The organism is Streptosporangium sp. NPDC023615, from assembly GCF_040640155.1.
Lineage (GTDB): Bacteria > Actinomycetota > Actinomycetes > Streptosporangiales > Streptosporangiaceae > Streptosporangium.
Genome location: NZ_JBFABE010000002.1, coordinates 271643 through 293444, shown reverse-complemented (window position 1 = coordinate 293444; position 21802 = coordinate 271643). Strand labels below are relative to the sequence as shown.

Annotated in this window: 25 protein-coding genes; 11 read left to right on the top strand and 14 right to left on the bottom strand. The window is 70.3% G+C overall.

Annotated features, from left to right (window positions below; all coding sequences use genetic code 11):
* Window positions 1-78: 78 nt before the first annotated feature.
* From AB0G16_RS02805 to AB0G16_RS02795, 3 genes are all read right to left on the bottom strand, one after another.
* Entirely contained in the window at window positions 79-1680 is a 1602-nt protein-coding gene (locus tag AB0G16_RS02805) for a S1 family peptidase (RefSeq protein WP_362797660.1), read from the bottom strand.
* Between the two features lie 184 nt (window positions 1681-1864).
* Window positions 1865-2248, bottom strand: a complete 384-nt coding sequence (locus AB0G16_RS02800; protein WP_362797658.1) for a hypothetical protein — start codon at window positions 2246-2248, stop codon at window positions 1865-1867.
* A gap of 267 nt (window positions 2249-2515) precedes the next feature.
* Window positions 2516-3409, bottom strand: coding sequence for a LysR family transcriptional regulator (locus tag AB0G16_RS02795; protein ID WP_362797656.1), 894 nt, complete (start codon window positions 3407-3409; stop codon window positions 2516-2518).
* A gap of 95 nt (window positions 3410-3504) precedes the next feature.
* Between AB0G16_RS02795 and AB0G16_RS02790 the strand changes: the two genes are divergently transcribed.
* On the top strand, window positions 3505-4059 hold the full coding sequence (locus AB0G16_RS02790; RefSeq protein WP_362797654.1) for a peptidase inhibitor family I36 protein: 555 nt from the start codon (window positions 3505-3507) through the stop codon (window positions 4057-4059).
* A 189-nt stretch (window positions 4060-4248) separates the two neighbouring features.
* Window positions 4249-4743 carry a DUF5994 family protein gene (locus tag AB0G16_RS02785; RefSeq protein WP_362797652.1) on the top strand — a complete coding sequence of 165 codons (495 nt, stop codon included), beginning with the start codon at window positions 4249-4251 and terminating at the stop codon, window positions 4741-4743.
* Between the two features lie 3 nt (window positions 4744-4746).
* On the opposite strand, the gene AB0G16_RS02780 is transcribed toward AB0G16_RS02785, so the two are convergent.
* Entirely contained in the window at window positions 4747-6033 is a 1287-nt protein-coding gene (locus tag AB0G16_RS02780; protein WP_362797650.1) for a hydroxyacid-oxoacid transhydrogenase, read from the bottom strand.
* Window positions 6034-6241: 208 nt separating this feature from the next.
* Between AB0G16_RS02780 and AB0G16_RS02775 the strand changes: the two genes are divergently transcribed.
* Window positions 6242-6823 (top strand): hypothetical protein, encoded by a 582-nt coding sequence (locus AB0G16_RS02775; RefSeq protein ID WP_362797648.1) that lies wholly within the window; start codon window positions 6242-6244, stop codon window positions 6821-6823.
* Between the two features lie 48 nt (window positions 6824-6871).
* Here AB0G16_RS02775 and AB0G16_RS02770 read toward each other — a convergent pair whose 3' ends face one another.
* Window positions 6872-7402: an ATP-binding protein gene (locus tag AB0G16_RS02770; RefSeq protein ID WP_362797726.1), complete on the bottom strand. Its 531-nt coding sequence runs from the start codon at window positions 7400-7402 to the stop codon at window positions 6872-6874.
* The gene (locus AB0G16_RS02765) at window positions 7342-7698 is read right to left on the bottom strand and encodes a hypothetical protein (protein WP_362797646.1); all 357 of its coding nucleotides are present in this window, start codon (window positions 7696-7698) and stop codon (window positions 7342-7344) included. Before AB0G16_RS02765 ends, AB0G16_RS02770 begins: the two co-directional genes overlap by 61 nt.
* A gap of 221 nt (window positions 7699-7919) precedes the next feature.
* On the opposite strand from AB0G16_RS02765, the gene AB0G16_RS02760 reads away from it, so the two are divergent.
* Complete coding sequence (locus AB0G16_RS02760) at window positions 7920-8747, top strand: helix-turn-helix transcriptional regulator (protein WP_362797644.1); 828 nt, start codon at window positions 7920-7922, stop codon at window positions 8745-8747.
* On the top strand, window positions 8738-8944 hold the full coding sequence (locus tag AB0G16_RS02755) for a DUF397 domain-containing protein (protein ID WP_362797642.1): 207 nt from the start codon (window positions 8738-8740) through the stop codon (window positions 8942-8944). Before AB0G16_RS02760 ends, AB0G16_RS02755 begins: the two co-directional genes overlap by 10 nt.
* Before the next feature lie 37 nt (window positions 8945-8981).
* Here the strand turns inward: AB0G16_RS02755 and AB0G16_RS02750 are convergent, their stop codons facing one another.
* The 3 genes from AB0G16_RS02750 to AB0G16_RS02740 all read right to left on the bottom strand — a co-directional run bounded on the left by AB0G16_RS02750 (window position 8982) and on the right by AB0G16_RS02740 (window position 13000).
* On the bottom strand, window positions 8982-9764 hold the full coding sequence (locus AB0G16_RS02750; protein WP_362797641.1) for a hypothetical protein: 783 nt from the start codon (window positions 9762-9764) through the stop codon (window positions 8982-8984).
* Between the two features lie 50 nt (window positions 9765-9814).
* Window positions 9815-10378: a sigma factor gene (locus AB0G16_RS02745; RefSeq protein WP_362797640.1), complete on the bottom strand. Its 564-nt coding sequence runs from the start codon at window positions 10376-10378 to the stop codon at window positions 9815-9817.
* Window positions 10379-10744: 366 nt separating this feature from the next.
* A complete protein-coding gene (locus AB0G16_RS02740; protein WP_362797638.1) occupies window positions 10745-13000 on the bottom strand; it encodes a hypothetical protein in 2256 nt (751 codons plus the stop codon).
* 213 nt (window positions 13001-13213) lie between these two features.
* On the opposite strand from AB0G16_RS02740, the gene AB0G16_RS02735 reads away from it, so the two are divergent.
* From AB0G16_RS02735 to AB0G16_RS02725, 3 genes are all read left to right on the top strand, one after another.
* Complete coding sequence (locus tag AB0G16_RS02735; protein ID WP_362797636.1) at window positions 13214-13822, top strand: hypothetical protein; 609 nt, start codon at window positions 13214-13216, stop codon at window positions 13820-13822.
* Window positions 13823-13888: 66 nt separating this feature from the next.
* Window positions 13889-14266, top strand: a complete 378-nt coding sequence (locus tag AB0G16_RS02730) for a hypothetical protein (RefSeq protein ID WP_362797634.1) — start codon at window positions 13889-13891, stop codon at window positions 14264-14266.
* 139 nt (window positions 14267-14405) lie between these two features.
* Window positions 14406-15002 carry a GNAT family N-acetyltransferase gene (locus AB0G16_RS02725; protein WP_362797632.1) on the top strand — a complete coding sequence of 199 codons (597 nt, stop codon included), beginning with the start codon at window positions 14406-14408 and terminating at the stop codon, window positions 15000-15002.
* Window positions 15003-15056: 54 nt separating this feature from the next.
* Here AB0G16_RS02725 and bla read toward each other — a convergent pair whose 3' ends face one another.
* From bla to AB0G16_RS02705, 4 genes are all read right to left on the bottom strand, one after another.
* Window positions 15057-16067 carry a class A beta-lactamase gene (gene bla / locus AB0G16_RS02720; protein WP_362797630.1) on the bottom strand — a complete coding sequence of 337 codons (1011 nt, stop codon included), beginning with the start codon at window positions 16065-16067 and terminating at the stop codon, window positions 15057-15059.
* 140 nt (window positions 16068-16207) lie between these two features.
* Window positions 16208-16591, bottom strand: coding sequence for a DUF427 domain-containing protein (locus tag AB0G16_RS02715; RefSeq protein WP_362797628.1), 384 nt, complete (start codon window positions 16589-16591; stop codon window positions 16208-16210).
* Window positions 16592-16707: 116 nt separating this feature from the next.
* Window positions 16708-17418 (bottom strand): DUF998 domain-containing protein, encoded by a 711-nt coding sequence (locus AB0G16_RS02710; RefSeq protein WP_362797626.1) that lies wholly within the window; start codon window positions 17416-17418, stop codon window positions 16708-16710.
* A gap of 171 nt (window positions 17419-17589) precedes the next feature.
* Complete coding sequence (locus AB0G16_RS02705) at window positions 17590-17874, bottom strand: antibiotic biosynthesis monooxygenase family protein (RefSeq protein ID WP_362797624.1); 285 nt, start codon at window positions 17872-17874, stop codon at window positions 17590-17592.
* 177 nt (window positions 17875-18051) lie between these two features.
* Here AB0G16_RS02705 and AB0G16_RS02700 point away from each other — a divergent pair, with 177 nt between their 5' ends.
* The 3 genes from AB0G16_RS02700 (at window position 18052) to AB0G16_RS02690 (ending at window position 20644) form a co-directional block, all read left to right on the top strand.
* The gene (locus AB0G16_RS02700) at window positions 18052-19485 is read left to right on the top strand and encodes an AAA family ATPase (protein WP_362797622.1); all 1434 of its coding nucleotides are present in this window, start codon (window positions 18052-18054) and stop codon (window positions 19483-19485) included.
* Entirely contained in the window at window positions 19485-20150 is a 666-nt protein-coding gene (locus tag AB0G16_RS02695; protein ID WP_362797620.1) for a hypothetical protein, read from the top strand. Before AB0G16_RS02700 ends, AB0G16_RS02695 begins: the two co-directional genes overlap by 1 nt.
* 176 nt (window positions 20151-20326) lie before the next feature.
* A complete protein-coding gene (locus AB0G16_RS02690) occupies window positions 20327-20644 on the top strand; it encodes a hypothetical protein (protein ID WP_362797618.1) in 318 nt (105 codons plus the stop codon).
* A gap of 83 nt (window positions 20645-20727) precedes the next feature.
* On the opposite strand, the gene AB0G16_RS02685 is transcribed toward AB0G16_RS02690, so the two are convergent.
* Entirely contained in the window at window positions 20728-21675 is a 948-nt protein-coding gene (locus AB0G16_RS02685; protein ID WP_362797616.1) for a sugar kinase, read from the bottom strand.
* Window positions 21676-21802: the final 127 nt, after the last annotated feature.

The window sequence follows — 21802 nt, the reverse complement described above, 5'->3', positions numbered from 1 at the left end:
CGACCCGTCCCGACCCGACCGGACGGTGGGCGTCCGGCCGGGACGGGAGGGGCGGGACGGGAGGGCGGACGCGACGGGTCAGGGGGCCGTGAACGCCAGGACGTAGGGGCCCGAGCCGGCCGTGGCGGTCACCTGGTAGCGGTAGCGGCTCGGCCTGCCGGTGTAGGTGATCCTCTTGTTCGGGCCGGGGCCGTCGGAGGTGGCGACGACCCGCCAGGAGGAGCCGTTCCACCGCAGCAGGGACAGGTCGAAGTCCGTCCCGGCGGGGCCGTTCACGCAACCGGAGTGGAGCCCGCCGGCCTTGGCCCGGTAGTAGAGGCCCCTCGGCTGGAGGTCGGACTGGCCGACGGCCAGGGTGCCCCTGTAGGTGGAGAGATACCCGACACAGGTGTCCGGGGTCACCACCGCAACCGGGGCGGTGGGGGGAGCGGTCTTGAGGGTCAGGCCGTAGGCGGTGAGGATCTCGCCGAGCGGCTGGAAGTAGGTGGTGCCCCCGGCGCCGCAGTCTCCCGAGCCGCCGGAGGTGACGCCCTGGGCCTGGTCGATGGAGATGAACGAGCCGCCCGAGTCCCCGGGTTCGGCGCAGACGCTGGTGCGGGTCAGGCCGTAGACGGTGCCCTGGGGGTAGGTGACGCTGGCGTCGTGCTGCTGGATGACGCCGCAGCGGAAGTCGGTGGTGGACCCCGACCGGCAGACCGAGGCGCCCTCGATGGCGATCCTGGCCCCTGCGACGGGCAGGGTGGCGCCCGCGCCGTTGTCCACGGCCGCGGTGGCCGTCCAGCCCGGGTTGGCCGCGACCCAGGCGGAGTCGTCGACGGGGAAGCTGGACGCCTGGAAGACGCCCTGGGAGACGCGGTTGAAGCCGCTGGTGACCGCGCCCTTCTTGCCGCAGTGACCGGCGGTGACGAAGCCGGTCTGGGCGCCCTTGGTGACGGGGAAGCCGACCGAGCAGCGGCTGGCGACGCCGATGTAGTAGGCGGTGCCGCCGACCAGGTCGTACAGCGGCTGGGGCGCCTCGGTGGAGGGCAGCACGACCACCGCGCTCTGCTCCACGTCGGAGGCCTGCACGAAGTTCTCGGCCGCCTGCGGCTCGGACGTCAGCACGACCACCTTGTTCCGCTTGACGTCGACGTAGCGCACGCTGGAGACCAGCGGCCTCGGCGGGAGCGTGGCGTCGAGCTTCGTCTTGATCTCGGCGAGTTGCGCCAGCGACCGGGGCACGACCTCGGCCTGCGCGCCGGCGGCGACGATCAGGGGGATGTCGGCCGCCCTGGTGCTCGACACGACCAGGGTGCTCGCGGTCTTGGCACGCAGCCAGGCGCCGCCGAAGCGGTCACCGAGCTGCGCCTTCATCCTGTCCACGACCGGTCCCAGGCGGGCCTCGTTGACCAGCCGTTCCCGGGCCTGCTCCTCGGTCAGGCCCAGGTCGCGCTGAAGGGCCTCCACCATGCCCGGCGGCCCCGCGATCGACAGGAGCGGCCTGTCCGCCGCGCCCGCCGGCGCGGGAAGGGGCCGCACCGGCCCGGAGGGGGCATTCCGCAGACCCGCGACGGCGGCGAGGGCGGGGGCGGGGACGGCGGGGGCGTCCGGTCGGAGATCCGCGTCGGCCGGGACGGCGGCAAGGGCGAGCGAGGTGATCGCCAGGACGCATCCGGAGGTGACGGCGTGATTGTGGGACATGGGCTCTCCTCGATCTCGACGGCCGAAGCGCTCGAGGGGAGATGCCGTGTGTCACCGGCGGACGTGCGATGCAGGCGCCACCACCCTAAATCAGCCGACACCGGCCAGGTGGTGAAAGCGGCACGCCACGCCGACGCGGTCGGCGCGCCGGGGAGAGCTCGCACGCCACGTCACGCCGACGCGGTCAGCGCGCCGGGGAGAGCCTCAGCACCGCCTTGCGCTTGGAGAGCGACACCAGCCGGATGTCGATGCCGCCGAGCGTGCCCGAGCCGTGGATACCGAACTCCACCTCCCCGAATCCGCCCTCGGTGATTCCCCTCGCCCGTACGGCGCGTGAGTTGAAGGAGATGGAAATCCGGGTGAAGCCGTACTGCGGGTCGACCCGGAACCTCACGGGTTTCGTGATGGTGAGCTTGCACTTCCCGTCGTAGCAGGCACGCAGGTTCGGGGCGGCCGTCTGCGCGCTCGCCCGTACCCGTTCCGGGGACGACTGCGGCGCGCCGGTGGCGGCCGTCCCGCCGGACAGGAGGGAGGCGAGCACGAGGAGGGCGGCGGTGGTCTGGACCATGGTCTTCCTTTCGTCGTTCCCCGCGCGACACGGCCCGGCGACCGTGTCGCCGCCCGGACTCCGCGGAGGTCGTACGCCGGCATGGAACCTGTCGAACCCGGCGGAAACCACGGGGTCCGCCTTGAGTCCCACTCTCTGACGGCACCGTTTCTTTTTCCAGGGGTATCTATTACATTTCAGCTTTTTTCAGCATTTGTCGTACATCTACTGTCCGTGGTTCCGACGTTTGACACGACCGGTGTGAGGGGGTGCGATCGACGGTCGTGACTACCTGTCGCAGGACGAAAGGGAGGCGGGGCACATGCACCGGACGAATTCCTCCACCAGTTTCCGCACGACCCGCCGCCGATGGTCCCGCCGCCACACGATGGCCAGCCTGCTCGGCGGCAACCCCGAGACCGGCAGGCAGACCACGTCGTCGCGCCGGTAGAGGCCCGCGTTCCCCTCAGAGATCAGCACCACGGCCCTTCCCGAGGCGACCACCTCGAACGCCTCCTCGGCGGTCTGTGCCTCCGCCCCCACCACGGCCGGGGCAGAGCGCTGCTCGTCGGCCAGCCAGAAGTCCCGCATCGGCCCGGACGAGACCGGCATGGCCACGAACGCCTCCGCCTCCAGCTCGGCGAACTCGATCTTGTCCCGTGAGGCCAGCCGGTGCCCGGAGGGCAGCGCCACCCATCGCTCCTCGGTGCTGACCACCTTCCAGTCGTAGTCGCCGCCGGGGAACGGCAGCCACGCCACCGCCACGTCGGCCTGCCCGTCCCCCAGCCCGACGGTCGGATCGCTCCAGGGCACCTGGCGGAAACGCAGGTCGTGTCCGGGCAGGGCCTCGGTAATGGACGGCACGATCCCGCGTCCGATCCGCGTCTGGAACCCGACGACCAGGATCCGGTCCTCGCGCGCCGCGGCCACGGCCCGCTGCGCGTCCTCCCACTGGGTGATGATCTGCCTGGCCACCGGCAGCAGCGCCGCCCCCGCCGCCGTCAGCGCGACCGTGCGGCGGTCGCGCTCGAACAGCCGGGTCCGCATCGACTGCTCCAGTTGCCTGATCTGCCTGCTCAGCGAGGGCTGCGCGATGAACAGCCGCTCGGTGGCCGCACGCGTGAAACTGAGCTCCTCGGCGACCGCCACGAAATAACGTAGATCCCGAATGTGGGCATCCATAGAAAAAAGCTATAACAGCCGGTCTTGGACGGAAAGAAGTACTGCGCCCCAGCATGAGGTGTCGACACATTCGAATCCGAGACGGGGTGCGATTCATGGGTTACGGCCATAGGGTCCTCGGCGGCGTCGCGATGCTGCTGATGGCGATGGTGGCGGTTCTGGCCGTTCCGGGGACGTCGTCCGCGGCGCCACGGGCCGACGTCCTCGCCTCCTACGAGGGAAAGAAGATCAACCTCACCAGGGACGGCTGGGGCGACGCCACGTCGTGCGTCGTCTTCTCCGGGAGCGACGTCCGGTGTTACGGCACGAACGCCGAGGCGAACGCCGCCGTGGGCCACACGGCGCCCGCCGGGGCGCAGGCGGAGGTGAACTGGGACTGCGCCACGTTCTGGCTCTGCCTGTACGAGCACGCGGACGGCCAGGGACGGCGGCTGAGTTTCAACGACGACTACTGGCACAACCTGTCCGGCTACGCCTTCGACAGGCACGTGTCCTCGTGGAGGAACGCCCAGACCTACGTGGAGTGGGGGGAACTGCAGGACTCGACCGACAAGGATGGGGGTTGTATCTGCACCATTCGCCTTTACGGCGGATTCCAGGAGAACCTGACCGGCACCGCGAATGACGTCATGAACTACGTGTACGGCTGACCGGACGGCTCCGGTCCGTGAAAGCCGGGGCGGGGGGCGGCGGGAGATCGGATCCCGCCGCCCCCCGCCCCGGCACGCGGGAGGAGTAGGATGGGAAGACCGAGGACATCTCGCGCGCCGGCATTCAGGCCGGCGTCGCCCAAGGCGATAGGCGACTCCGGTTCCCCGGGAACCGAGACGGGCCCGATCATGGCGCCGAAACGCTCTCCTCTCCACACGCTTCTCAACGCCGTCGCGGGCATGGACCACGGGGCCGCCCCCGAAATCTCCGCGAGCGCCGCCTCCGGCTCCACCGCGAGCGCCGCCTCACCGGCCCGCGTCAGCCTGGACCCCACCCTCGGCCGCAGGGGCGCCGTGGACGGGGGCTGGTGGCCGCGCTCCAGGGACGCCGCCGCGGAACTGCCCGGCCTCATCGCGGACATCGACCACCGCCTGAACCGGCCCGTCCTGCGGGTGGGGCTGCCGCTGGAGTCCTGGGACGACATCCCGCACCGCGTCGCCGCCCCCGGCCGCCAGGTCAAGGTCGGCTGGTTCCGTCACATGGACGCGCACACGGTCACCCTGATCGGCGCGAACACGGAACCCGTCACCCTGCGGGTCATCCCGCCGGACACCGAGGACGGCGCGGCCACCGACGCGCTGACCGCGGCCGCCTCGGGCGCCTCGGGCGCCTCGGGCGCCTGACCCTCACCACAGGGCGAGGGAACGCCGCAGGATCCCGGTGACGTCCTCCTCGGTGACCGGACGCGGCGCGGTGGTCAGCAGCCGCTGCTGCCTCATCGCCCCCTCGGCCAGCGCGGGGACGTCCGCCTCGGTGTAGCCGACACCGCCGACGCCGTTGGGCAGGCCGACGTCCCGCATCAGCCTCGTCAGCACGCCCGGCAGGAACTCGGCCGGGTCGTCCGGCCTGACGGCCGACGGGTCGAGCAGTTCGGCCGCGCGCAGGTGCCGTTCCGGCCGCGCCTCGAAGGTGAACCGGAACGCCTCCGGGGCGGTCAGGGCCACGGCCATGCCGTGCGGCACCATCGGCTCCCCGGCCGGGTAACCGCCGGGACGGAAGTCCCTGACGCGCCCGGCGATCGGGTAGGCGTTGGCGTGCGGGATGTGCACGCCCGCGTTGCCGAACCCCAGCCCGGCGAACGTCGCCGCCAGCGCCATCCGCGCCCTCGCGCCGGTGTCGTCCCCGTCGCGTACGGCGGTCCTGAAGGAGTGCGCGAGCAACTGCAGGGCCCGCTCGGACCACATGTCGGCCACCGGGTTCGAGCCGCAGTACGGCACCCGCTCCTCGGGCCGCTTGCGCTCGTAGGAGGTGTAGGGCCGGGCCGTGTAGCTCTCCAGCGCGTGGCAGAGGATGTCCATCCCGGATGCCGCGGTGACCTCGGGAGGCTGGGACATCGTCAGGTCGGGGTCGACGACCGCCAGCACCGGCCGGAGCCGGGCGTGGCTGATGCCGGTCTTGACCTTCAGCTCCAGCACGTCGAGCACACAGATCGTGGTGCTCTCCGCGCCGGTGCCGGTGGTCGTGGGCACCGCCACCAGCGGCCTGAGCGGCCGGGAGGGCGCCAGGCCGCCGCCCACCGGGGCGTTGACGTAGTCCATCAGCTCGCCGGGATTGGTGACGAGCAGGTTGACCGCCTTGGCCGTGTCGATGCTCGACCCGCCCCCGACGGCGACGAACGCGTCCCAGGGACCCGAGGCGCGGGCGTGCTCGACCGCCGCGAGCAGGCTCTCGTCCGTCGGCTCGACGCGTACGCCGTCGTACACCGACGCCTCCATGCCGAAGCCCGTGAGCTGCTCGGCGATCCGCGCCGGTGCCCCGGTCGCCGCCACCCCGGGGTCGGTGACGACGAGGACACGGCGGACGCCGTACTGCCCGAGATCGAAGCCGATCTCGGCCGAGGCGCCCGGCCCGAACTTCAGGGCGGGAGCGCCGTAGGTGAAGACGGACTCGGGATTGCCCGGAGCGGTGAACACACCCGGCTCCTCTCGCTGATCCTGCCGATGCCTGTGCCGATGCCTGTGCCGATGCCGGGCGGCGATCGTCGGACGCCGCCCACGCCAGTGAGAGTACTTCGTCCCTTTCCGCCCACCGACTCCGGCTTGCGGGCGACGGCAAGGGCTTTCGGGCGACGGCAAGAAGGACGCAAACCAATCGCAAGTCACGATCAATAGCATCGCCGCCATGACAAGAAGAACGATCATGCTGGCCGCCGCCGTCGCCGGGGCCGCCGTGCTGTCGGCCCAGCTCCCCGCCTCCGCCTCCGCCACCGCGCCGCTGCGCCTGCGCGGCGGACTGACCCTGGAGATCCCGGCCTCGTGGCGGGTGTACGGGACCGCCGACCGGGTCCGGGTGGTGACCGGAGCCTGCGCACGCCCCGGCGGCGGTTTCTTCCAGCCCCGATGCGACAGCTTCTGGGTCATGGGACCGGCGGCGCTGAAGAACGGGGGAGAGGGCGGAGTGCGCTACAACCCCGTCAACGGGCCGTTCTTCCCGGCGGGCGACGTGCCGCCCTGCCCGGTCAACCCCAGATACGGCCACGTCATCGGCAAGGCGATCGCGGTCGGCCACCGCGACATCGGCGCCGGGCACAGGGCGCACTACCGGGTGTGGCCGGGCCGGTGCGTCACGTACAACGGTGGCGAGCAGAAGTCGACGTTCAAGCAACGCGAGTGGTACCTGCCGACGTCGAAGACCCTCGTCATCGACAAGTGGGCCACCCCGGGCCTGGACAGGATTTTGAAGAACGCCGTATGGGCACGCTGACCGGCGCGTCATGGAGAACACCACCCAGGACCGCTGACCTGCGGCGCGCTACCCCGTCACCCTGAACCAGACCGACCCGCCCGTCCCGTCGCGGTACGTCCCCCACCCGGCCGCGACCGCCTCCACCAGCCACAGTCCCCGCCCGCCGTCGTCGTCCGTCCCCGGGACGCGCACGGCGGGCGCGCTCGCGTCCGAGCCCTCGTCGGTGACCTCCACGTGGACCGCCCCGGGAAGGCGGGCCACGTACACCGTCATCCTCCCGTCCGCCGTACGCCCGGAGTCGGAGTGGGTCACCGCGTTCGTGGCCAGCTCGCTCAGCAGGAGCAGCACGTCGTCGAGCGCCCCGGCCGTGACCCGCCCGGTCAGCAGGCCGCGTGCCCAGGCCCGCACCTCAGGCACGGCCGCCACCCGGCCGGGAAAGACCCTCCGCCACGCGCTGCACGGCCGGTTCGCGAGGCACGTCCCCGGGAGGGCGTCGTGGTCTCCCGCCCTTTCTCCGGGCGGTTCCTCCTCCGCCCTCACGTGGTCACCGCCGACCTGACGATGTCGGCCGCGTTGTCGGCCCCCGCCCACGCCCATTCCCCGCGCCGCCACAGCCGCGCCCACCACGGCCGCCAGACGTACGCCCACCCGCGGTGGCGCCGGACGACGGTGATCCGGGCCACCGTGCCGGAGGTCGAGTGGATCTCCAGGATCGGCTGCCCGGCCACCGGGAGGACGAGCGAGGTGCGCACCCCGAGACCGTGCAGGTCCCGGCCGAGCCGGGTCAGACGGACGAACCGCGCGTGCCGCTCGGCCGCCGTCACACTCCTGTCCTCCGGATGCCCCCGGCCGGCCCGCCCGAGGCGTGAAAGGTCGCCGTTCCGATCGTTCATCGCTCGTTCCCGTCCCTGCTCACAATGCCATTGGGCGCTTTCTTTCTCGCCCTGCCGAATCGACAGGACGTGTGCTTAGATTGCCCGTATGGCAGGTGAATTCAGGAGCGGATCGGCATCTCGCCGGATGACCCGGAATGACGCGTGAGGGATTCTCCATACCGATACCAGGAATGGCCGAAACGGCAAAAGTCTGTTTTCTCTGATTCAGGAGGAATGCGATGAGCGAGGACGTCCCCCCGGACCCGGGAACCCCCCGCGCGCGCTTCGCCGCCGAGATGCGCCGCCTGCGCGAGGCCGCCCAGCTCTCCCAGACCTCCGTGGCCGCGCGCCTCGGCTGCACCCGGGCCCAGGTGAGCCGCCTGGAGGGCGGCAGCCGCACACCGTCGAAGTACGACGCGGAACAGTTGGACCGCCTGTTCGGCTCAGGCGGTAGCACGCACTTCGCGGACCTGCGCAAACACATCATCGCCCGCCCCGGCGGCCCGGCCTGGTTCATCGGCTGGGCCGAGGAGATAGAACCCGTCGCCCTCGTCATCCGCTCCTGGGACCCGCTGCTCATCCCCGGCCTCCTGCAGACGGAGTCCTACGCGCGGCACATTTTCGCCAAGGAGCCTCGAATGACTCCAGAGGAGGCGGAAGGACGTGTCCAGGCGCGCGTGCGGCGCCAGTGGATCCTCGACAAGGACGACCCCCCGATGCTCTTGGTTCTCATCGATGCGGGCGTACTGCGCCGTCGGGTAGGTGGTGCGGAAGTGATGCGCGAGCAACTCGATCACTTGTTGAAGATGGCTGATAGGCCAACCATCTCCGTTCAGATCGTCGACCCGGAATGCCTCCCAGGGCTGGCAGGAGCTTTCATGATCGCCGAGCTTCCGATTGGGCAGGCGGACACCATCCATGCCGACTCTCCGGCTCAAGGGCACGTCACGACTGACTACGACACCGTAAGCTCCATCAGAAATCGATATGAAGCGATACGCCTATGGACTTATCCTGAGCATGCATCTCTTAAAATGATCGAAGAAGCGAGGCAGGGATGGACGTAAGTGCCGCTGTGTGGCGGAAGTCGTCGTTTTCCTCAGGCAACGGCGGACAGTGCGTGGAGGTCGCCACCAATATGCCCGGCGTGGTGGCGGTGCGTGACAGCAAGGACCCCGAGGGGCCGAAGCTGCTCTTCACTCCCGCCGGGTGGCGGTCCTTCGTCGGTGGTCTCACGTCAGGCGCGTTCGACCGACTGACCTGATCGCCTCTGGAAATCCGACGACCATCGTCGGATAGGGCTATTCCTCAAGCTTGGTGGTCACCTTGCTCGCCGGGGGAGCCTTGATGGAGACCTTCGTCCCCCAGCCGGTGAAGCGGGTGTCGACGGTGATGGTCCTGCCTTCCCAGCCCTCACTGTCGAATATGCCCGTCATCGGGTGGGAGGTGGTCAGACGCTGCGGGAGGCCGCCGCGGTTCACGGTGAGCTTGAAGGTCACCACGGTCTTGTCGCTCGACCGAAGCGGCAGGGAGGCCCGGAACCAGGGGGAGACCTTGGCGAGCCTGCCGAAGGTGACCTTGCCGGAATAGCTACTGCCTGCCCGTCTGGCGCCCTTGAGCAGGGTGGCCACGGTCGCCGGCTCCGCGACGTTCACGAGCTGCCCGAACCAGCCGCCGACGCCGCCGGTCATGCCGTCCGGATCCTTGTGCCAGCTCTTGCCCTTCGGCATCTTCTCGCGGTCCGATCCGCCCGAGGAGTAGCTCGTGGTGCCGATCCGGATCGTTCGCGCCGGGGCGAACATGCCCGTGGAACCCGCTCCGCCGTCCGCCTCGATGCCCGTCGAGCTGATGTCCGAGGCGACGATCCCGGTCTTGCCGAACTGGAAGGAACCGGTCCGCCGGAGGTAGGGACTTTTCCTGCCGTCCGAGGTCATGGTGCTGAAGTCGGTGAACTTCATGCCCTTGCCCGCCACGAACTGGCTTCTCAACGCCTTGACCGGGTCCGCGGGAGCGGCCTGGGCAGGGGCCGCGGCCACGACCGTGACGGCCGCGGCCATCGAGATGCCGGCGATTACTCGCTTCATGTGAATTCCTTGGTCACCCGGTGCGGAAGGGACATCCTTTCGGACCTTGATCACGACCACATCTCGGGAGTCCGCCTGTCCACCGGCCGCCGACGCACGGTGTCCGTCGATCGGCGTTCCGGTCGCTTGCCCGCCGCGACGAACATCGCCGTCCACACGGTGAGCATCGACCGGCCGCACATGGCCGTGAACGTCGCCGTCGATCCTTCCCGATAGCGTCCGGTCTCCAGGAGGCACACCGCCTCCTCATCCACCGTGAACGGATGTGAGTTCCCTGCCCGACGGCCTCCGAGACCCGGAGAGCCCCACACGCAGAACGGCGTCTCCCGCTCCCCGGCGAACCTGCCGACGATGGCCCGCCGCCGGTGGACCATGCGGCACCCGTTCACCACGGCCGTCCGCAGGTAGGGCAGCACCCGATCATGGTCGGCCAGTCGGCTCCACCGGCGATGGAGCGCCGCGAAGGCGTCCTGGACGACGTCCTCGGCCGTCTCCTGGTTCCCCACCAGCAGGAACGCCAGGCGGACCAGGCCGAGCCGGTGGGTCGAGAACAACCTGGCCACGACGGTGTCGCCCGTGTTCTCAGCGGACCCCCGCTCCGGTGGTGGTTCCACTACCGCTCGTCGAATCTCAGATCGCATACCTCTTCCATGCGCGGCCCGCCGTCCAGGTTGCTTCGTACAACCGAAATGGAGTACGAACCCACCCGGGGCGAGGGGGCCTTCACCGCCCGCGCGATGGTCCACGCGTCATCGGCGCCCACCTCGACCGAGTCTTCACCGTCTCCCGCTGACATCGCCGGCCGCGGCCGGCGAGGATCTTTTTCCCCGGCTCGTCCTCGCCGGGTGGGCGCACCCGCCGAAACGAACGATCGTGGACGGGAAGACGTCCGCTGGAGCGAGCGAGCGAGCGAGCGGGCGGGCGGGCGAGGCTCGGGCCGACCGTCTACGTCTCCACCGGCGCTGCAAACGCCGCGCCGATCACTTCGCGTCCTTCGTCGCTGTCGCTGTCGTATGACCGGACGAGTCACCCTCTCGGCGCGGCGGCGGGTCGGAGCGTTGACGATCGTCGGCGAGGGCGGCCCTGAGCCGGTCGTGTCTGAACTGGTAGCTGGCTCCGGCGGTGCGCAGCACATGACGTCGGCGGGCGTCCTCGAGGAACCACATCCCCCGCAGGGGGAACAGCCTGCGCATCCGGAGCTGGGCGAAGAGCAGGCCGGTGCGCCAGATGTCGGAGATCGCCGCGATGGAACCGAGAGCGATCATGACGCCGAACCCGACGGCGGCGACGATCCCGGCCGACAGGCCGTGGGTGCGGCCGTTCTGGAAGCCCAGCGCCACGCCGATGGGGATCGCGGTGCTGCACGCCACCAGCAGGGCGCGCCGGCGGTCCAGGCGCCGGCGCGTGCCGGGAGTGGGCGGGGTGTCGATGTCGGCGATCGGGCGGGCCAGGCTGACCATGAGCCCGAACCCGAAGGCGGTGATCAGCCCGGCGAACGTCCCGTGCGGCGGCGTCTTGCTCAGGCCGTAGGCCAGCCCGATCGGCCCCCCGATGGTCGCGGCGGCCAGCAGATCGACGCCGCCCGGACGCGGCCTGCTCCACCGGGAGCCGGTGCCGGACGTGGGGCGGACGCGGGTGGCCGCGTGCCCGGCGGCGGCCGCCGCGACGATCCCCGCGACCAGGCCGTAGGAGTAGGTGCTCTGGTTGCCCACGGCCATCGTCACCACCATGAGGATCGTCAGTCCGACCGCGGCGTTGAACGCCGGGCGCGGCCGTCTGCGCAGCAGGCGGGCGGGCCGCCCGCCGAAGGCGGTGCCGAGCCTGTCCGTCCAGTCGGGGCGGGGATCACGCAGTTCGGAGATCAGGCCGGCCAGTAACCCGAAACACCCGCCCATGAGGGCGCCGTACCACACGCCGAACGTCGTTCCGGTGTTACCGGCGACCGCGTACCGCCCGATCGGGCCGAACACCACGGCGCCGATCCCGCTCGTCAACAGCGTTCCGGCGAGGGCGTTGATCAGGCAGCGCTCCCACATCGGTGCCCAGTGGTGCATCCGCCACCACGCCAGGTCGCCGCGGCCCATCCGGGTGGCCAGGAAGCCGAGCCACCCGCGGGCCTGCTCCGCGGAAGGGCCGGGCCGGTGGGGCGGGTAGGCGGTGAGGACGACGCGATCGAGCAGGTAGTCCTCGGCCTGCTCGCGCGTGGTGAAGCGGCCCGGCTGGAGCAGACCGGCGGCGGCGTGCGGGTCCTCACGCAGGAGGGTGAGGGTCAGCGGCGTGTCCAGTGCCCGGCTGACCGGGTCGTCGGGGTGCCGCCGGAGACGGTCGACCAGTTGGTTCACGGGATCGTCGTGGACGGGTGGGTCCGGCCGGTGGTCCTGCAGATATCTGATCGCCTGCTCGCCCGCGACCGGCAGGAGCTCCACCGCCGCGGCGCCGTGCAGCGGCCCGGTCCGGTCCCGCACGGCGGTGGCGAAGTCGTCGGTGCGGGCCAGCACCAGCAGCCGGAAGGAACGACGCTGCCGGTTGATGTGCCGCAACGCCTGGACCTGGCGAGACCGGTCCATCTCGTCGAAGCCGTCCAGGAGCAGCGAGACCATGCCGTGGCGAACCAGTTCGCCCGCCGCGTCCGGGCCGTACTCGGGCGAGGCGAGGAAGGTGTAGGCGGTGGCGAGTTGCCGGGCGAACCAGTCACCGAGACCGTGGCGGCGAGGGTCCCAGTCGCAGGCGTTCAGCAGCACCGGGACCGGCGTGTTCATGGCCTGCGGGAGGGTCAGGCGGACCCGATGGTCCAGCGCCTCCAGCAGCAACAGGATGGCCGTCGCGCTCTTGCCGGTGCCGTAGTGCCCCATGACGACGATGCGGCCGGAGCCCAGCCCCGCGTACAGGTCGAACAACTCGGCGAGCCCACCGCCCTCGACGGCCTGCGCCGTCGCCTGCCGGGTGCCGGGCAGCGGCGTGAAGCGGGGGCGCCGCGGATCGTCCAGGGCCACCCGCAACCGGCCGGCGACGGGCCGGGAGGTTCTCACCCAGCGCGGTGGGATCGGCGGCGGGTTGTCCAACCCGCGATCGGCCGCCTCGTCCTCCCACTGCGCCCGCAACCTTCGTGCCAGCGCGTTGGCCGCCTTGGCCAGCCGGACGCGATCCTCGTCCTCGGACGCCGTCCCTGGGAGAGGAATGTCGTCGGGATCCGGGCAGCATCGTTCCTGGACGAGGGTCGGGGGAGACGCGGCCATTTCCGGACACCTTTCCTCCGGTGGGCCGGTTTTGAACTCCTCCTTCTTATCACGTGCGGTGTCTGCCGTTTCGTCCCTTCTGTCAGGTATCGATACGGAGACGCCGCGCGCGCCCGTGCCGCGAGCACGGGCGTCGGCGGTGTCGTACACCTTGGCTTCGGCGGACAGGGTCCTCCCCGAGCCGGCGGGGTCCGCTTCGCGCATCGTCCACGCATGATGAGCGCGGCGCGCGAGGTCGAGAAAGTCGGTGTGCTCGCCGTGCCCAATGTCCAGTCCCGCCCGGACGAGCACGGAGGAGATCAATGTCTGACGCGGGAAATGCCGCTCCTTGCGCCAGTGCCCGATGGTGGAGGGGCTCAGGTCCAGCGCCTTGGCGAGGTCGATGTCCAACGGCTTTCCGTCGCCGCCACGACGGGCCTGCCGTCGTCTCACGTGCTCCGAGCGCCGCGCCGCCTCCTCCACATACCCGAAGAAGCGGCCGAAGAACTCCGCGATCGCATCATCTTCCTCACTCGATGTCCGATTAGTTCCGACCATGCCTCGTTCGACTCCCTGGTTCTCGATGGGCAAGTCCGGATATTTCCTCTCCACCGTATCGCGTCTCGGCGCCTCACCGCTTCTCCCGCGGAACGCGTCCGGCCACGGCCCGCAAACACGATTTCATTTGCAATGCAATTGCGTCCGGCCAGGTCACGGGCGTTGCCATTTGCATTTGTGCTCTTTTTTGCGAAAGGTCTTTACGATTCGAGCCGAGCGATGATCTCCTTTCTCGGGAAGCCGGTCGGGCGGCTTCCGGCCGAATGGTTCGACCCGGGTGATTGAAATACCCGGCCGTCGGCGAATCCGCCGGAAACGCCGCCCGCGCAGGAACACAAAAGGAGAATGGAAATGCAGAGCACTGGGAAGGCCAGATGGGCCGCCGCTTCGATCGCGGCGGCGGCGGCTCTCGCCGGCAGCCTCACGATGACGGCGTCCGCGTCCGCCGAGGCCGCCGTCACGCCCGCGGCGGGGACGGCGGTCGCGCTCCAGGCCAAGGTGGCCGCGGCGCCGTGCGGTCTCAGCCACTCGACGGGTGACGTGCCCGGCGGCCCCTTGAAGATCGTCTACTACACGATTCGCAACTGTCACTCCTACACGGTCCAGCGCAAGCTGGACATCGCCGGGACCACGGACGGGCCGTGTCACACCATCGGCGGCGGGGGGACCGTCTCGTCGACGCGCGTCATCGCGGGCTGGGCGAGCGTCAGAGGGATGAAGGCCTGCTGAGTCCCCGCACCAGGCGCTGAGGGCGTGACTCATCCGCTGCCGCCGGCCAGCCGGCCGGATGAGTCACGCCCCGAACCCTCGTCCCTCGCCGCCCCGATATCCGGTGGCGGGCCCGGGCGCCGGCGGTGAGGATTCCGGTATGCGCGTCCTTCTGGAGACCGGCCGGCTCGTGCTGCGAGCGTTCACCGAGGCCGACACGGACCACCTGCTCGCCCTGGACGACGACCCCGAGGTGATGCGCCTCATCAACGGGGGCCGGCCGGCGAGTCGCGAGGAGATCCGGACGAGGACCCTGCCTCGGCTCCTCCACGACCATCCGTCCTTCGGTACGCGCGGTTACTGGGCCGCGGAGGAGAGGGCCACCGGCGCCTTCCTCGGCTGGTTCGAGTTCCGCCCCCTGGACGACCACAGTGCCCGCGTGGTCGAACTCGGCTACCGCCTCAACAGGGCCTCCTGGGGTGCCGGTCATGCCACGGAGGGAGCGCGGGCCCTGATCCGCAAGGGCTTCACGGAGCTCGGCGTGGAGCGGGTGACCGCGAACACCATGGCCGTCAACACGCGATCCCGGCGTGTGATGGAGAAGGCCGGCCTGACGTACGTCCGGAGCTTCACGGGGGACTGGCCGGAGGCGATCGAGGGTTCCGAGCACGGCGAGGTCGAGTACGAAATCACCCGGGAGGGATGGGAGCGGCTCCGTCGGCCCGGCGGAACGGGGTCACCTGCACGGGCACGGTGAGTTCCTCCGCGACGCACGCCGTACGGGACCCCGGGTTCGTTCCCGACCGGAGCCTCAGAGCCTGCCGAGCCCGCGGGCCAGGACGGTGGCGGTCTTCGCGATGGTCGGGTTGTCGGTGGGAAGGCCCGGGGCGCGGTTGGTGTAGATCGCCATGATGATCGGAGCCGCGCCCTTGGCGGGCCAGACGACGGCGATGTCGTTCCCGCCGCCGAATCCGTCGGAGTTGGTTCCGGTCTTGTCGCCGACGGTCCAGCTCCTGGGAAGGCCCGCCCGGATGCGCTCGGCACCGGTCGTGTTCGCGAGCAGCCAGGCGACGAACCGCTCGCGGTCCTTCGCGTGCAACGCCCGGCCGGTCGTGAGCACGCGCAGGTCGCGGCCGATGGCCGCGGGCGTGGTGGTGTCGCGCCTGTCCTTCGGGGTCCAGTCGTTGAGCCCGGGATGCCGCCGGTCCATCCGGGAGACCGGGTCCTTCAGGTGGCGGAAGTACCTCGTCAGACCGGCGGGCCCGCCGACCAGCCCGAGCAGCAGGTTGGACGCGGTGCCGTCGCTCTGGTTCATGGCCGCCTCGCACAGCCGGGTGACGGTCAGGCCGTCCTTGACGTGCTTCTCGGTGACCGGCGAGTTGGGTGTCATGTCGGCGGCCGTCCACCTGATGACCCTGTCCATCAGGCCGGGTTCGGAGGTGCGCGCCCTGTGCAGCACGCTCGCGCACAGGGGCGCCTTGAAGGTCGACAGCATCGGGAAACGCTCGCCCGCCCGGTACGTCACCGTCCTGCCGGTCGCCGTGTCCAGGGCGTACGCGCCGATGCGCCCCCTGAAGGACGCCTCCAGCCCGCGCAGCTCCTTCCCGGCCCGGGCCTCTGCCGAAACCGAGCCCCTCGTCCCGGCCGGGGTCGTACCCGCGCCGGGGGTGCCGCCCGGCGACGGCGTCGGCGGTTCGGCGGGCCGGGACGGGGCCGGCGGCCGATGGCCGGCGACGGTGGCCGTACACGCGGAGAGCGCACCGGCCGCGATGACGGAGGTCACCATGACGGCGATCGACCGCGGGAACCGCGCGTGATTCATGATCTGTAGGACGCGCGGGGCACCACCCGGGTTCCTGGCCGCGTCGACCCGGGCGCGCGGGTGTCGTCGACGCCCGCACGCCCGGCGTTGTGGACCGGCACGCTCCCGTCGCCCCCGCCGGGTCCGTGCCGGGGAGGCGGTCAGGCGGACGGCTGCTCGTCGATGGAGTCGACCCGGTCGGGGTAGAAGGCGACGTGGTCCTTGATCTCGGCGACGGCCGGGTGCGGCGACTCGTAGACCCACAGCGCGTCCGCCACCCGGTTGCCGTCCACCGTGACGGTGTAGTAGCTGGCGTCGCCCTTGAACGGGCAGTAGGTGGCGGTGTCGGTCCGCTCCAGCAGCGAGCGGTCGACGTCGCCGATCGGGATGTACTGAACGGGCGGGTACGACGCCTCCTGCAGCGTCAGCACGCGCTGCGAGTCGGCGACCACGCGGCCGGAGACCGAGACGACGACCCGGGCCGGGTTCGCCGTGATCGTGATCGGATGCTTGGCGCTGGGCTGCAGAACGGGCTTGTCGGTCATGACGGGCACCCCTTTCTCTCACGACCAGTCTGCCGCAGCCCGTCTCCGGAGCACCGGTCCCCTCCGCCTCAGGGCCGGGTGACGAGGAAGCACGCCGGGCAGGGCCGGGGGGCGGGTCACGCGCCGGCGGCGGGGCGTGCCGGCACGGAACCGGGAAGGGTCCGCATCAGGTGGACGGCCAGGAGGCCGGCCCAGCAGAGGCCGACCGTGATCGAGATCCGCTGCAGCAGGCCACCGAGGGCGACGAGGTTCTCCTCCCCGGAGAATCCCATCCCGGCGAGCACGAACAGGACGATGAACACCAGCCCGCAGACCGCCGAGCAGACCGCCCAGCCGGGCTCGCCCCACCCGGCGAAGCGGCGGGCGAACACGAAGCACGCGGCGGCCAGCGCGGCGAAGAAGAGCAGCGAGAACGGCACGTCGTGAAGCCGTCCCTGCCAGGTGGAGACGCCGTGCGCGGGCGTGCCGGGCGGGTAGCCGCCGACCGGATCGGTGCGGAAGACACCGGCGCCGATCAACCCGATCGCGGACGCCCCGATCAACCTCGGCCCCCAGACGGAGCGCCGTCCGGACGCGAGGAGGTCCCGGCGCAGGCCGACGGCGAAGACCAGCAGCAGCAGGCCGGTGACGAGGAAGTTGGCGACCTGTGCCCATCCGTACGGGCCCAGGGCCAGCGAGCTGACCGGATGGCGCATCGGGTCGTAACCGGGGCGGGCGGCCCCCTCGATCAGGAAGGCGGTGACGAACACGGGGCCGCCGGCCGCTCCGCACAGGTAGGGGAGGGTGGCGCGTGGCGTCCTGGCCGTGCTCTCTGCCGGGGTGCGCATCGGTCCTCCTGTGAAGAGACGTCCCGGGTGTCCGGGCGGAGACGCCGGGCGCGTCTCATGAACGCCGTACCCACCTGCCCGGCGGGGCGAAGCCGATGCGCGGCCGCGACGTGCGCCGTGGACCCGGAACCCCGCCGCTTCCCCCGGGCGCCCGTCCCCGCCCCGCGCCGATCAGGCGGGGCCGACGCCCGAGATCCGGTAGCGGACCACGTCGGCGTCGCGGATCATCGCCGACTGGCCGTCGTCCGGCCCGGAACCCCGGAAGGCCTCCAGGGACTCCTCCGACTCCCACCGCTCGTAGACGTTGATCCGGCCCGCCTCGACGAGGTCGGCGCCGAGCGTGAAGTCGAGGCAGCCGGACGCGGCGCGGGCCTGCTCGACCACGTTCACGCATCCCCGCAGGTAGTCGTCGCGGGCGCCGGGATCGACGCGGATCCACCCTGAAATAATGATCATGCCGCCACCGTACGGCCCGCCACCGACAGAACCACCGGCGCACGTGAGCCGCCCACCGGCTGTTTGGTGGTTTGTGTCTGTTTGGGTCATTTGTGTCTTATTGTACATGTTTGTCTGTGGTGGGATTTGACGTGATGAAGCGTCTCGGGCCGATGCCGGGCTCGGTAGCCTAAACGCGTGCTTACCAGGCTGGAAGTTCAGGGTTTCAAAAATCTGCTGGATGTATCCGTTGAATTCGGTCCGTTTACCTGTATAGCGGGTGAAAACGGTATCGGTAAGTCCAACCTGTTCGATGTGGTCGAGTTCCTCGCGCACCTGGCGAGTGAGCCGCTCGCCGAGGCGGCTCAACGCGTCCGCAGTTCCTCCGGGTCGAAAGGCGGAGATCCGAGAGACCTGTTCTGGGATGGATACAGGGATCATCAGCGGGAGATATCCCTGGCCGCCGAGATGATCGTCCAGCGTAACGTGGAGGACGACCTGGGAGCTCCGGCGAAGGCCACGACGACCTTCCTGCGCTACGAGATCACTCTTGGCTATTCCATCCCCGAAGGGGAGGGGAGCGTCGGGAAACTGACCCTGGAAAGGGAGGTCCTCCGGCACATCAACAAGGGGGACGCCTCCAAACATCTCCGCTTCCCCCACAGTGCCAAGCACTTTCGCAACGCGGTCCTTCAGGGACAGCGCAGTGGTGGCCCGTTCCTGTCCACGGAGCAACGCGACATAGGGACCATCATCAATGTCCACGGGGACGGCGGCAGCTTCGGGCGACCGCAGCCTCGTTCGGCCGCCAGGGCGGGCCGTACGGTTCTCAGCACGGTCACGACGAACGACTACCCGACCATCCTGGCGGCTCGCCGGGAGATGCAGAGCTGGCGGCGGCTGGCACTGGAGCCTTCCGCGTTGCGAGCGCCGGACAGTTTCTCCGCCCCCAGAACGATGCGTACGGACGGCCGCCATCTCGCCGCCACGCTTTACCGGATCGCCTCCGAAAGCTCGAAGTATCCGTCCGAGGCGGAACCGCTCGATCCCGATGCGATCTATGCGGAGGTCGCGGACCGGCTGTCGGATCTGACCGGCGTGCGAGTGGAGAGCCTTCGGGTCCAGCCGGATCAGGTGCGGGAGGTCTTCACCCTCTTCCTGCGTGAGCGAGGGGGGCTTCAGCTGCCCGCCAGGGCGCTTTCGGAGGGGACGTTGAGGTTCCTGGCTCTGTGCGTGCTGCTCGAAGATCCGACGGTGACCGGCCTGATCTGCATGGAGGAGCCCGAGAACGGCATCCACCCCGCCAACCTGCCTGCCATGGTGAGGCTGGTGCAGGACCTGGCGGTGAACCCGAAAGAAGCTCCCGACCTGGACAACCCCTTCCGGCAGATAATCATCAACACCCATTCTCCGTGGGTGGTGCAGCTATGCAATCCGAACGACCTCCTCCTGGCGGACGTGCGGCCGCACAGAACGGCCGACGGCGAGATGGCCACCGCTCTCTCCTTGCTGCCGTTCGAGAACTCCTGGCGGTCGTCGGTGGATCGCGTCTCCTTTTCCCGAGCCGACGTGACCTCCTACCTTGCGGCACCTCCCGGCGCGCAGTTGACCCTTCCCATGGAAATGATCTAGTGACCAAGACACTTTCGGGACTCTTCATCGCAGAAGGCAGCTCGGATCTTCCGTTGGCCGCCATCGTGGAATTCCTGTTCGCGGAACGAGGTCGAAACGTCAGACTGAGCACACCGAACTACGAATCTCTCCAGAAGGTCGACAAGGACGTCAGATCCAAGCTGGTGGCAGGTGCCCGTTTGATGGGCAAGCCGTTCGACGTGGCGGTCGTGCATCGGGACGCCGACAACGCCGGTCGGCAGGCAAGGTGTGACGAGATCGTCAGGGCCGTGGCATCTTCAGGGGTCTCCTGCGCGTTGGTACCGGTCATCCCCGTGAAGATGACCGAAGCGTGGCTCCTGCTCGACGAGGGGGAGATCCGAAAGGTCGCCGGAAATCCGAACGGCCGGGAAGACCTTGGACTACCCAAGATCCATGAGGTCGAAGGGTTGTCCGATCCGAAGTCGTTCCTGCGGGAATGCCTGGTGAGGGCGGCGAGCGTCAGAGGCCGGAAGCGGCAGGCCGCGGTCAGTCGTTTTCCGCAGCACAGAAGGCAGCTTCTGGAGCGGCTGGATCTCGAAGGGCCGGTCACCCGCCTGTCCGGCTGGAAGAGCCTGATAGACGATATCGAGAGATTCATCGACTCGTGTTCCCGTCAGGGATCCGCCGGTGGCCGTACGCCGTGAAGGGGACCGGGGGCGCGGTCTTCCCGGTGCGGGCCGAGTCCTCCGTCCGCGCCTGATGGGCGGAAGGACGCGGTCGTGGACCGCTCCGCGGCGGCGCGCATATCGGGCGCCTGCCGGGCACGTAGGATCCGACGGCCGGGCAGGTGCGGCGGGGACGAGGACGGCGAGGGCACGGTGTGAGTTTTGATCTCGGAGTCTGGCTCGGAGCCGAACCGCTCACCGCGGCCGAGGCCCTCCGCCGGTACCTCGTCCGGAGCGGGAGCGAGGTCGCCCACGGTGAGCCGAGCCCGGAGACGGCGGCCTTCTACGAGGAGCTGACGTCGGTCTTCCCCGACCTGACCGCCGAGAACTACGCGACCTCGCCGTGGTCGGAGCCGCTGACCGTGGGGGAGGACTTCGTGCTGATGAGCGCGGTCTTCCCCCGGGCGGGGGAGGTGTGCCGGACGGTGCTGGAGATGTCCTGGCGGCACCCTCTGGTGATCTTCGAGCCGTAGGGGTGCCGCAGGAGCCCAGGAAGGCCGCTTCGAGCGCTTCGGGTCGTACGACGAAACGGCGCCGGGCGGCGGGACGGGCAAGGTCAGCGGCTGACCGCGTCGCCGGACGGGCGCAGCATGCTCAGGTCGGAGCGGCGGGGGAGGCTCTCCCAGTCGCCGTCGGCGGTGACCGCGAAGGCCCCGGCGGCCGACGCCGTGGCCAGGCGCTCCTCGGGACCGGCTCCGGCGAGGGTCTCGGCGATCCAGCCGGCGGCGAAGGCGTCCCCGGCGCCCACCGGGTCGACCTCGGTGACCCGGTGCGGCTCGGCGTGCCGTACGACGCCGTCGGAGAGCTCCATCGCGCCCAGCGAGCCGCGCTTGACGAGGATGTGGCGCGGGCCCAGCTCGGACAGGGCGCGGGCCAGGGAGAGCTGGTCGTCGCCCTCGACGACCAGGCGGGCCTCGGCCTCGGTCGCGAACACGACGTCCACCCCCGGGACGATCTCCTTCAGCGCGGCGGACGCCTCGGCGGGCGCCCACAGCGCCCGGCGGTAGTTGACGTCCATCGACACGGTCACGCCCGCGTCGCGGGCCTCGGCGATCGCGGCCCGCACCGTCTCGGCGGCGGACGCCGACAGCGCCGGTGTGATGCCGGTGACGTGCAGCACGCGGGCCGAACGGATCAGCGGGACGTCCAGGTCGGCGGGGCAGAGCCGGGAACCGGCGCTCGCCGAGCGGTAGTAGCGCACGTCCACCGCCTCGGCCGTGCGCCTGCTCTTGATCATCAGCCCGGTGGGCGCGTCCGGGTCGACCCGCATCCCCCGCACGTCGACGCCCTCGCCGGCCAGCGTCGAGCGGAGCAGCCCGCCGAACTCGTCGTCGCCCACCCTGCCGATCCAGGCCGCCCGCCCGCCGAGCCTGGACACGCCGATGGCCACGTTCGACTCCGCGCCCCCCACGCCGAGCCCGAAGTCACGGGCGTGCCTGAGCGGGCCGGTGCGCCGCGCGCTGAACAGTGCCATGCTCTCGCCGAGCGTGACCAGGTCGGTCATGAAGGGGGCTCCTCACGCAGCGGGACCGGTGGCCGGCCGTGCCCGGCGGTCCGTCGGGTCTCCGGCGCGATCCGGTACGTCGAATACCAGGTCACGGGAGTGGATAGCGCTTTCTTGCGGCCACTGT

What these genes read in the sequence shown, in the direction of transcription:
- AB0G16_RS02805 (WP_362797660.1), bottom strand. Translation starts at nt 1,680, where the DNA reads ATGTCCCACAATCACGCCGTCACCTCCGGATGCGTCCTGGCGATCACC.
- AB0G16_RS02800 (WP_362797658.1), bottom strand. Translation starts at nt 2,248, where the DNA reads ATGGTCCAGACCACCGCCGCCCTCCTCGTGCTCGCCTCCCTCCTGTCC.
- AB0G16_RS02795 (WP_362797656.1), bottom strand. Translation starts at nt 3,409, where the DNA reads ATGGATGCCCACATTCGGGATCTACGTTATTTCGTGGCGGTCGCCGAG.
- AB0G16_RS02790 (WP_362797654.1), top strand. Translation starts at nt 3,505, where the DNA reads ATGGGTTACGGCCATAGGGTCCTCGGCGGCGTCGCGATGCTGCTGATG.
- AB0G16_RS02785 (WP_362797652.1), top strand. Translation starts at nt 4,249, where the DNA reads ATGGCGCCGAAACGCTCTCCTCTCCACACGCTTCTCAACGCCGTCGCG.
- AB0G16_RS02775 (WP_362797648.1), top strand. Translation starts at nt 6,242, where the DNA reads ATGACAAGAAGAACGATCATGCTGGCCGCCGCCGTCGCCGGGGCCGCC.
- AB0G16_RS02770 (WP_362797726.1), bottom strand. Translation starts at nt 7,402, where the DNA reads ATGGGCGTGGGCGGGGGCCGACAACGCGGCCGACATCGTCAGGTCGGC.
- AB0G16_RS02765 (WP_362797646.1), bottom strand. Translation starts at nt 7,698, where the DNA reads ATGAACGATCGGAACGGCGACCTTTCACGCCTCGGGCGGGCCGGCCGG.
- AB0G16_RS02760 (WP_362797644.1), top strand. Translation starts at nt 7,920, where the DNA reads ATGAGCGAGGACGTCCCCCCGGACCCGGGAACCCCCCGCGCGCGCTTC.
- AB0G16_RS02755 (WP_362797642.1), top strand. Translation starts at nt 8,738, where the DNA reads ATGGACGTAAGTGCCGCTGTGTGGCGGAAGTCGTCGTTTTCCTCAGGC.
- AB0G16_RS02750 (WP_362797641.1), bottom strand. Translation starts at nt 9,764, where the DNA reads ATGAAGCGAGTAATCGCCGGCATCTCGATGGCCGCGGCCGTCACGGTC.
- AB0G16_RS02740 (WP_362797638.1), bottom strand. Translation starts at nt 13,000, where the DNA reads ATGGCCGCGTCTCCCCCGACCCTCGTCCAGGAACGATGCTGCCCGGAT.
- AB0G16_RS02735 (WP_362797636.1), top strand. Translation starts at nt 13,214, where the DNA reads ATGATGAGCGCGGCGCGCGAGGTCGAGAAAGTCGGTGTGCTCGCCGTG.
- AB0G16_RS02730 (WP_362797634.1), top strand. Translation starts at nt 13,889, where the DNA reads ATGCAGAGCACTGGGAAGGCCAGATGGGCCGCCGCTTCGATCGCGGCG.
- AB0G16_RS02725 (WP_362797632.1), top strand. Translation starts at nt 14,406, where the DNA reads ATGCGCGTCCTTCTGGAGACCGGCCGGCTCGTGCTGCGAGCGTTCACC.
- bla (WP_362797630.1), bottom strand. Translation starts at nt 16,067, where the DNA reads ATGAATCACGCGCGGTTCCCGCGGTCGATCGCCGTCATGGTGACCTCC.
- AB0G16_RS02715 (WP_362797628.1), bottom strand. Translation starts at nt 16,591, where the DNA reads ATGACCGACAAGCCCGTTCTGCAGCCCAGCGCCAAGCATCCGATCACG.
- AB0G16_RS02710 (WP_362797626.1), bottom strand. Translation starts at nt 17,418, where the DNA reads ATGCGCACCCCGGCAGAGAGCACGGCCAGGACGCCACGCGCCACCCTC.
- AB0G16_RS02705 (WP_362797624.1), bottom strand. Translation starts at nt 17,874, where the DNA reads ATGATCATTATTTCAGGGTGGATCCGCGTCGATCCCGGCGCCCGCGAC.
- AB0G16_RS02685 (WP_362797616.1), bottom strand. Translation starts at nt 21,675, where the DNA reads ATGACCGACCTGGTCACGCTCGGCGAGAGCATGGCACTGTTCAGCGCG.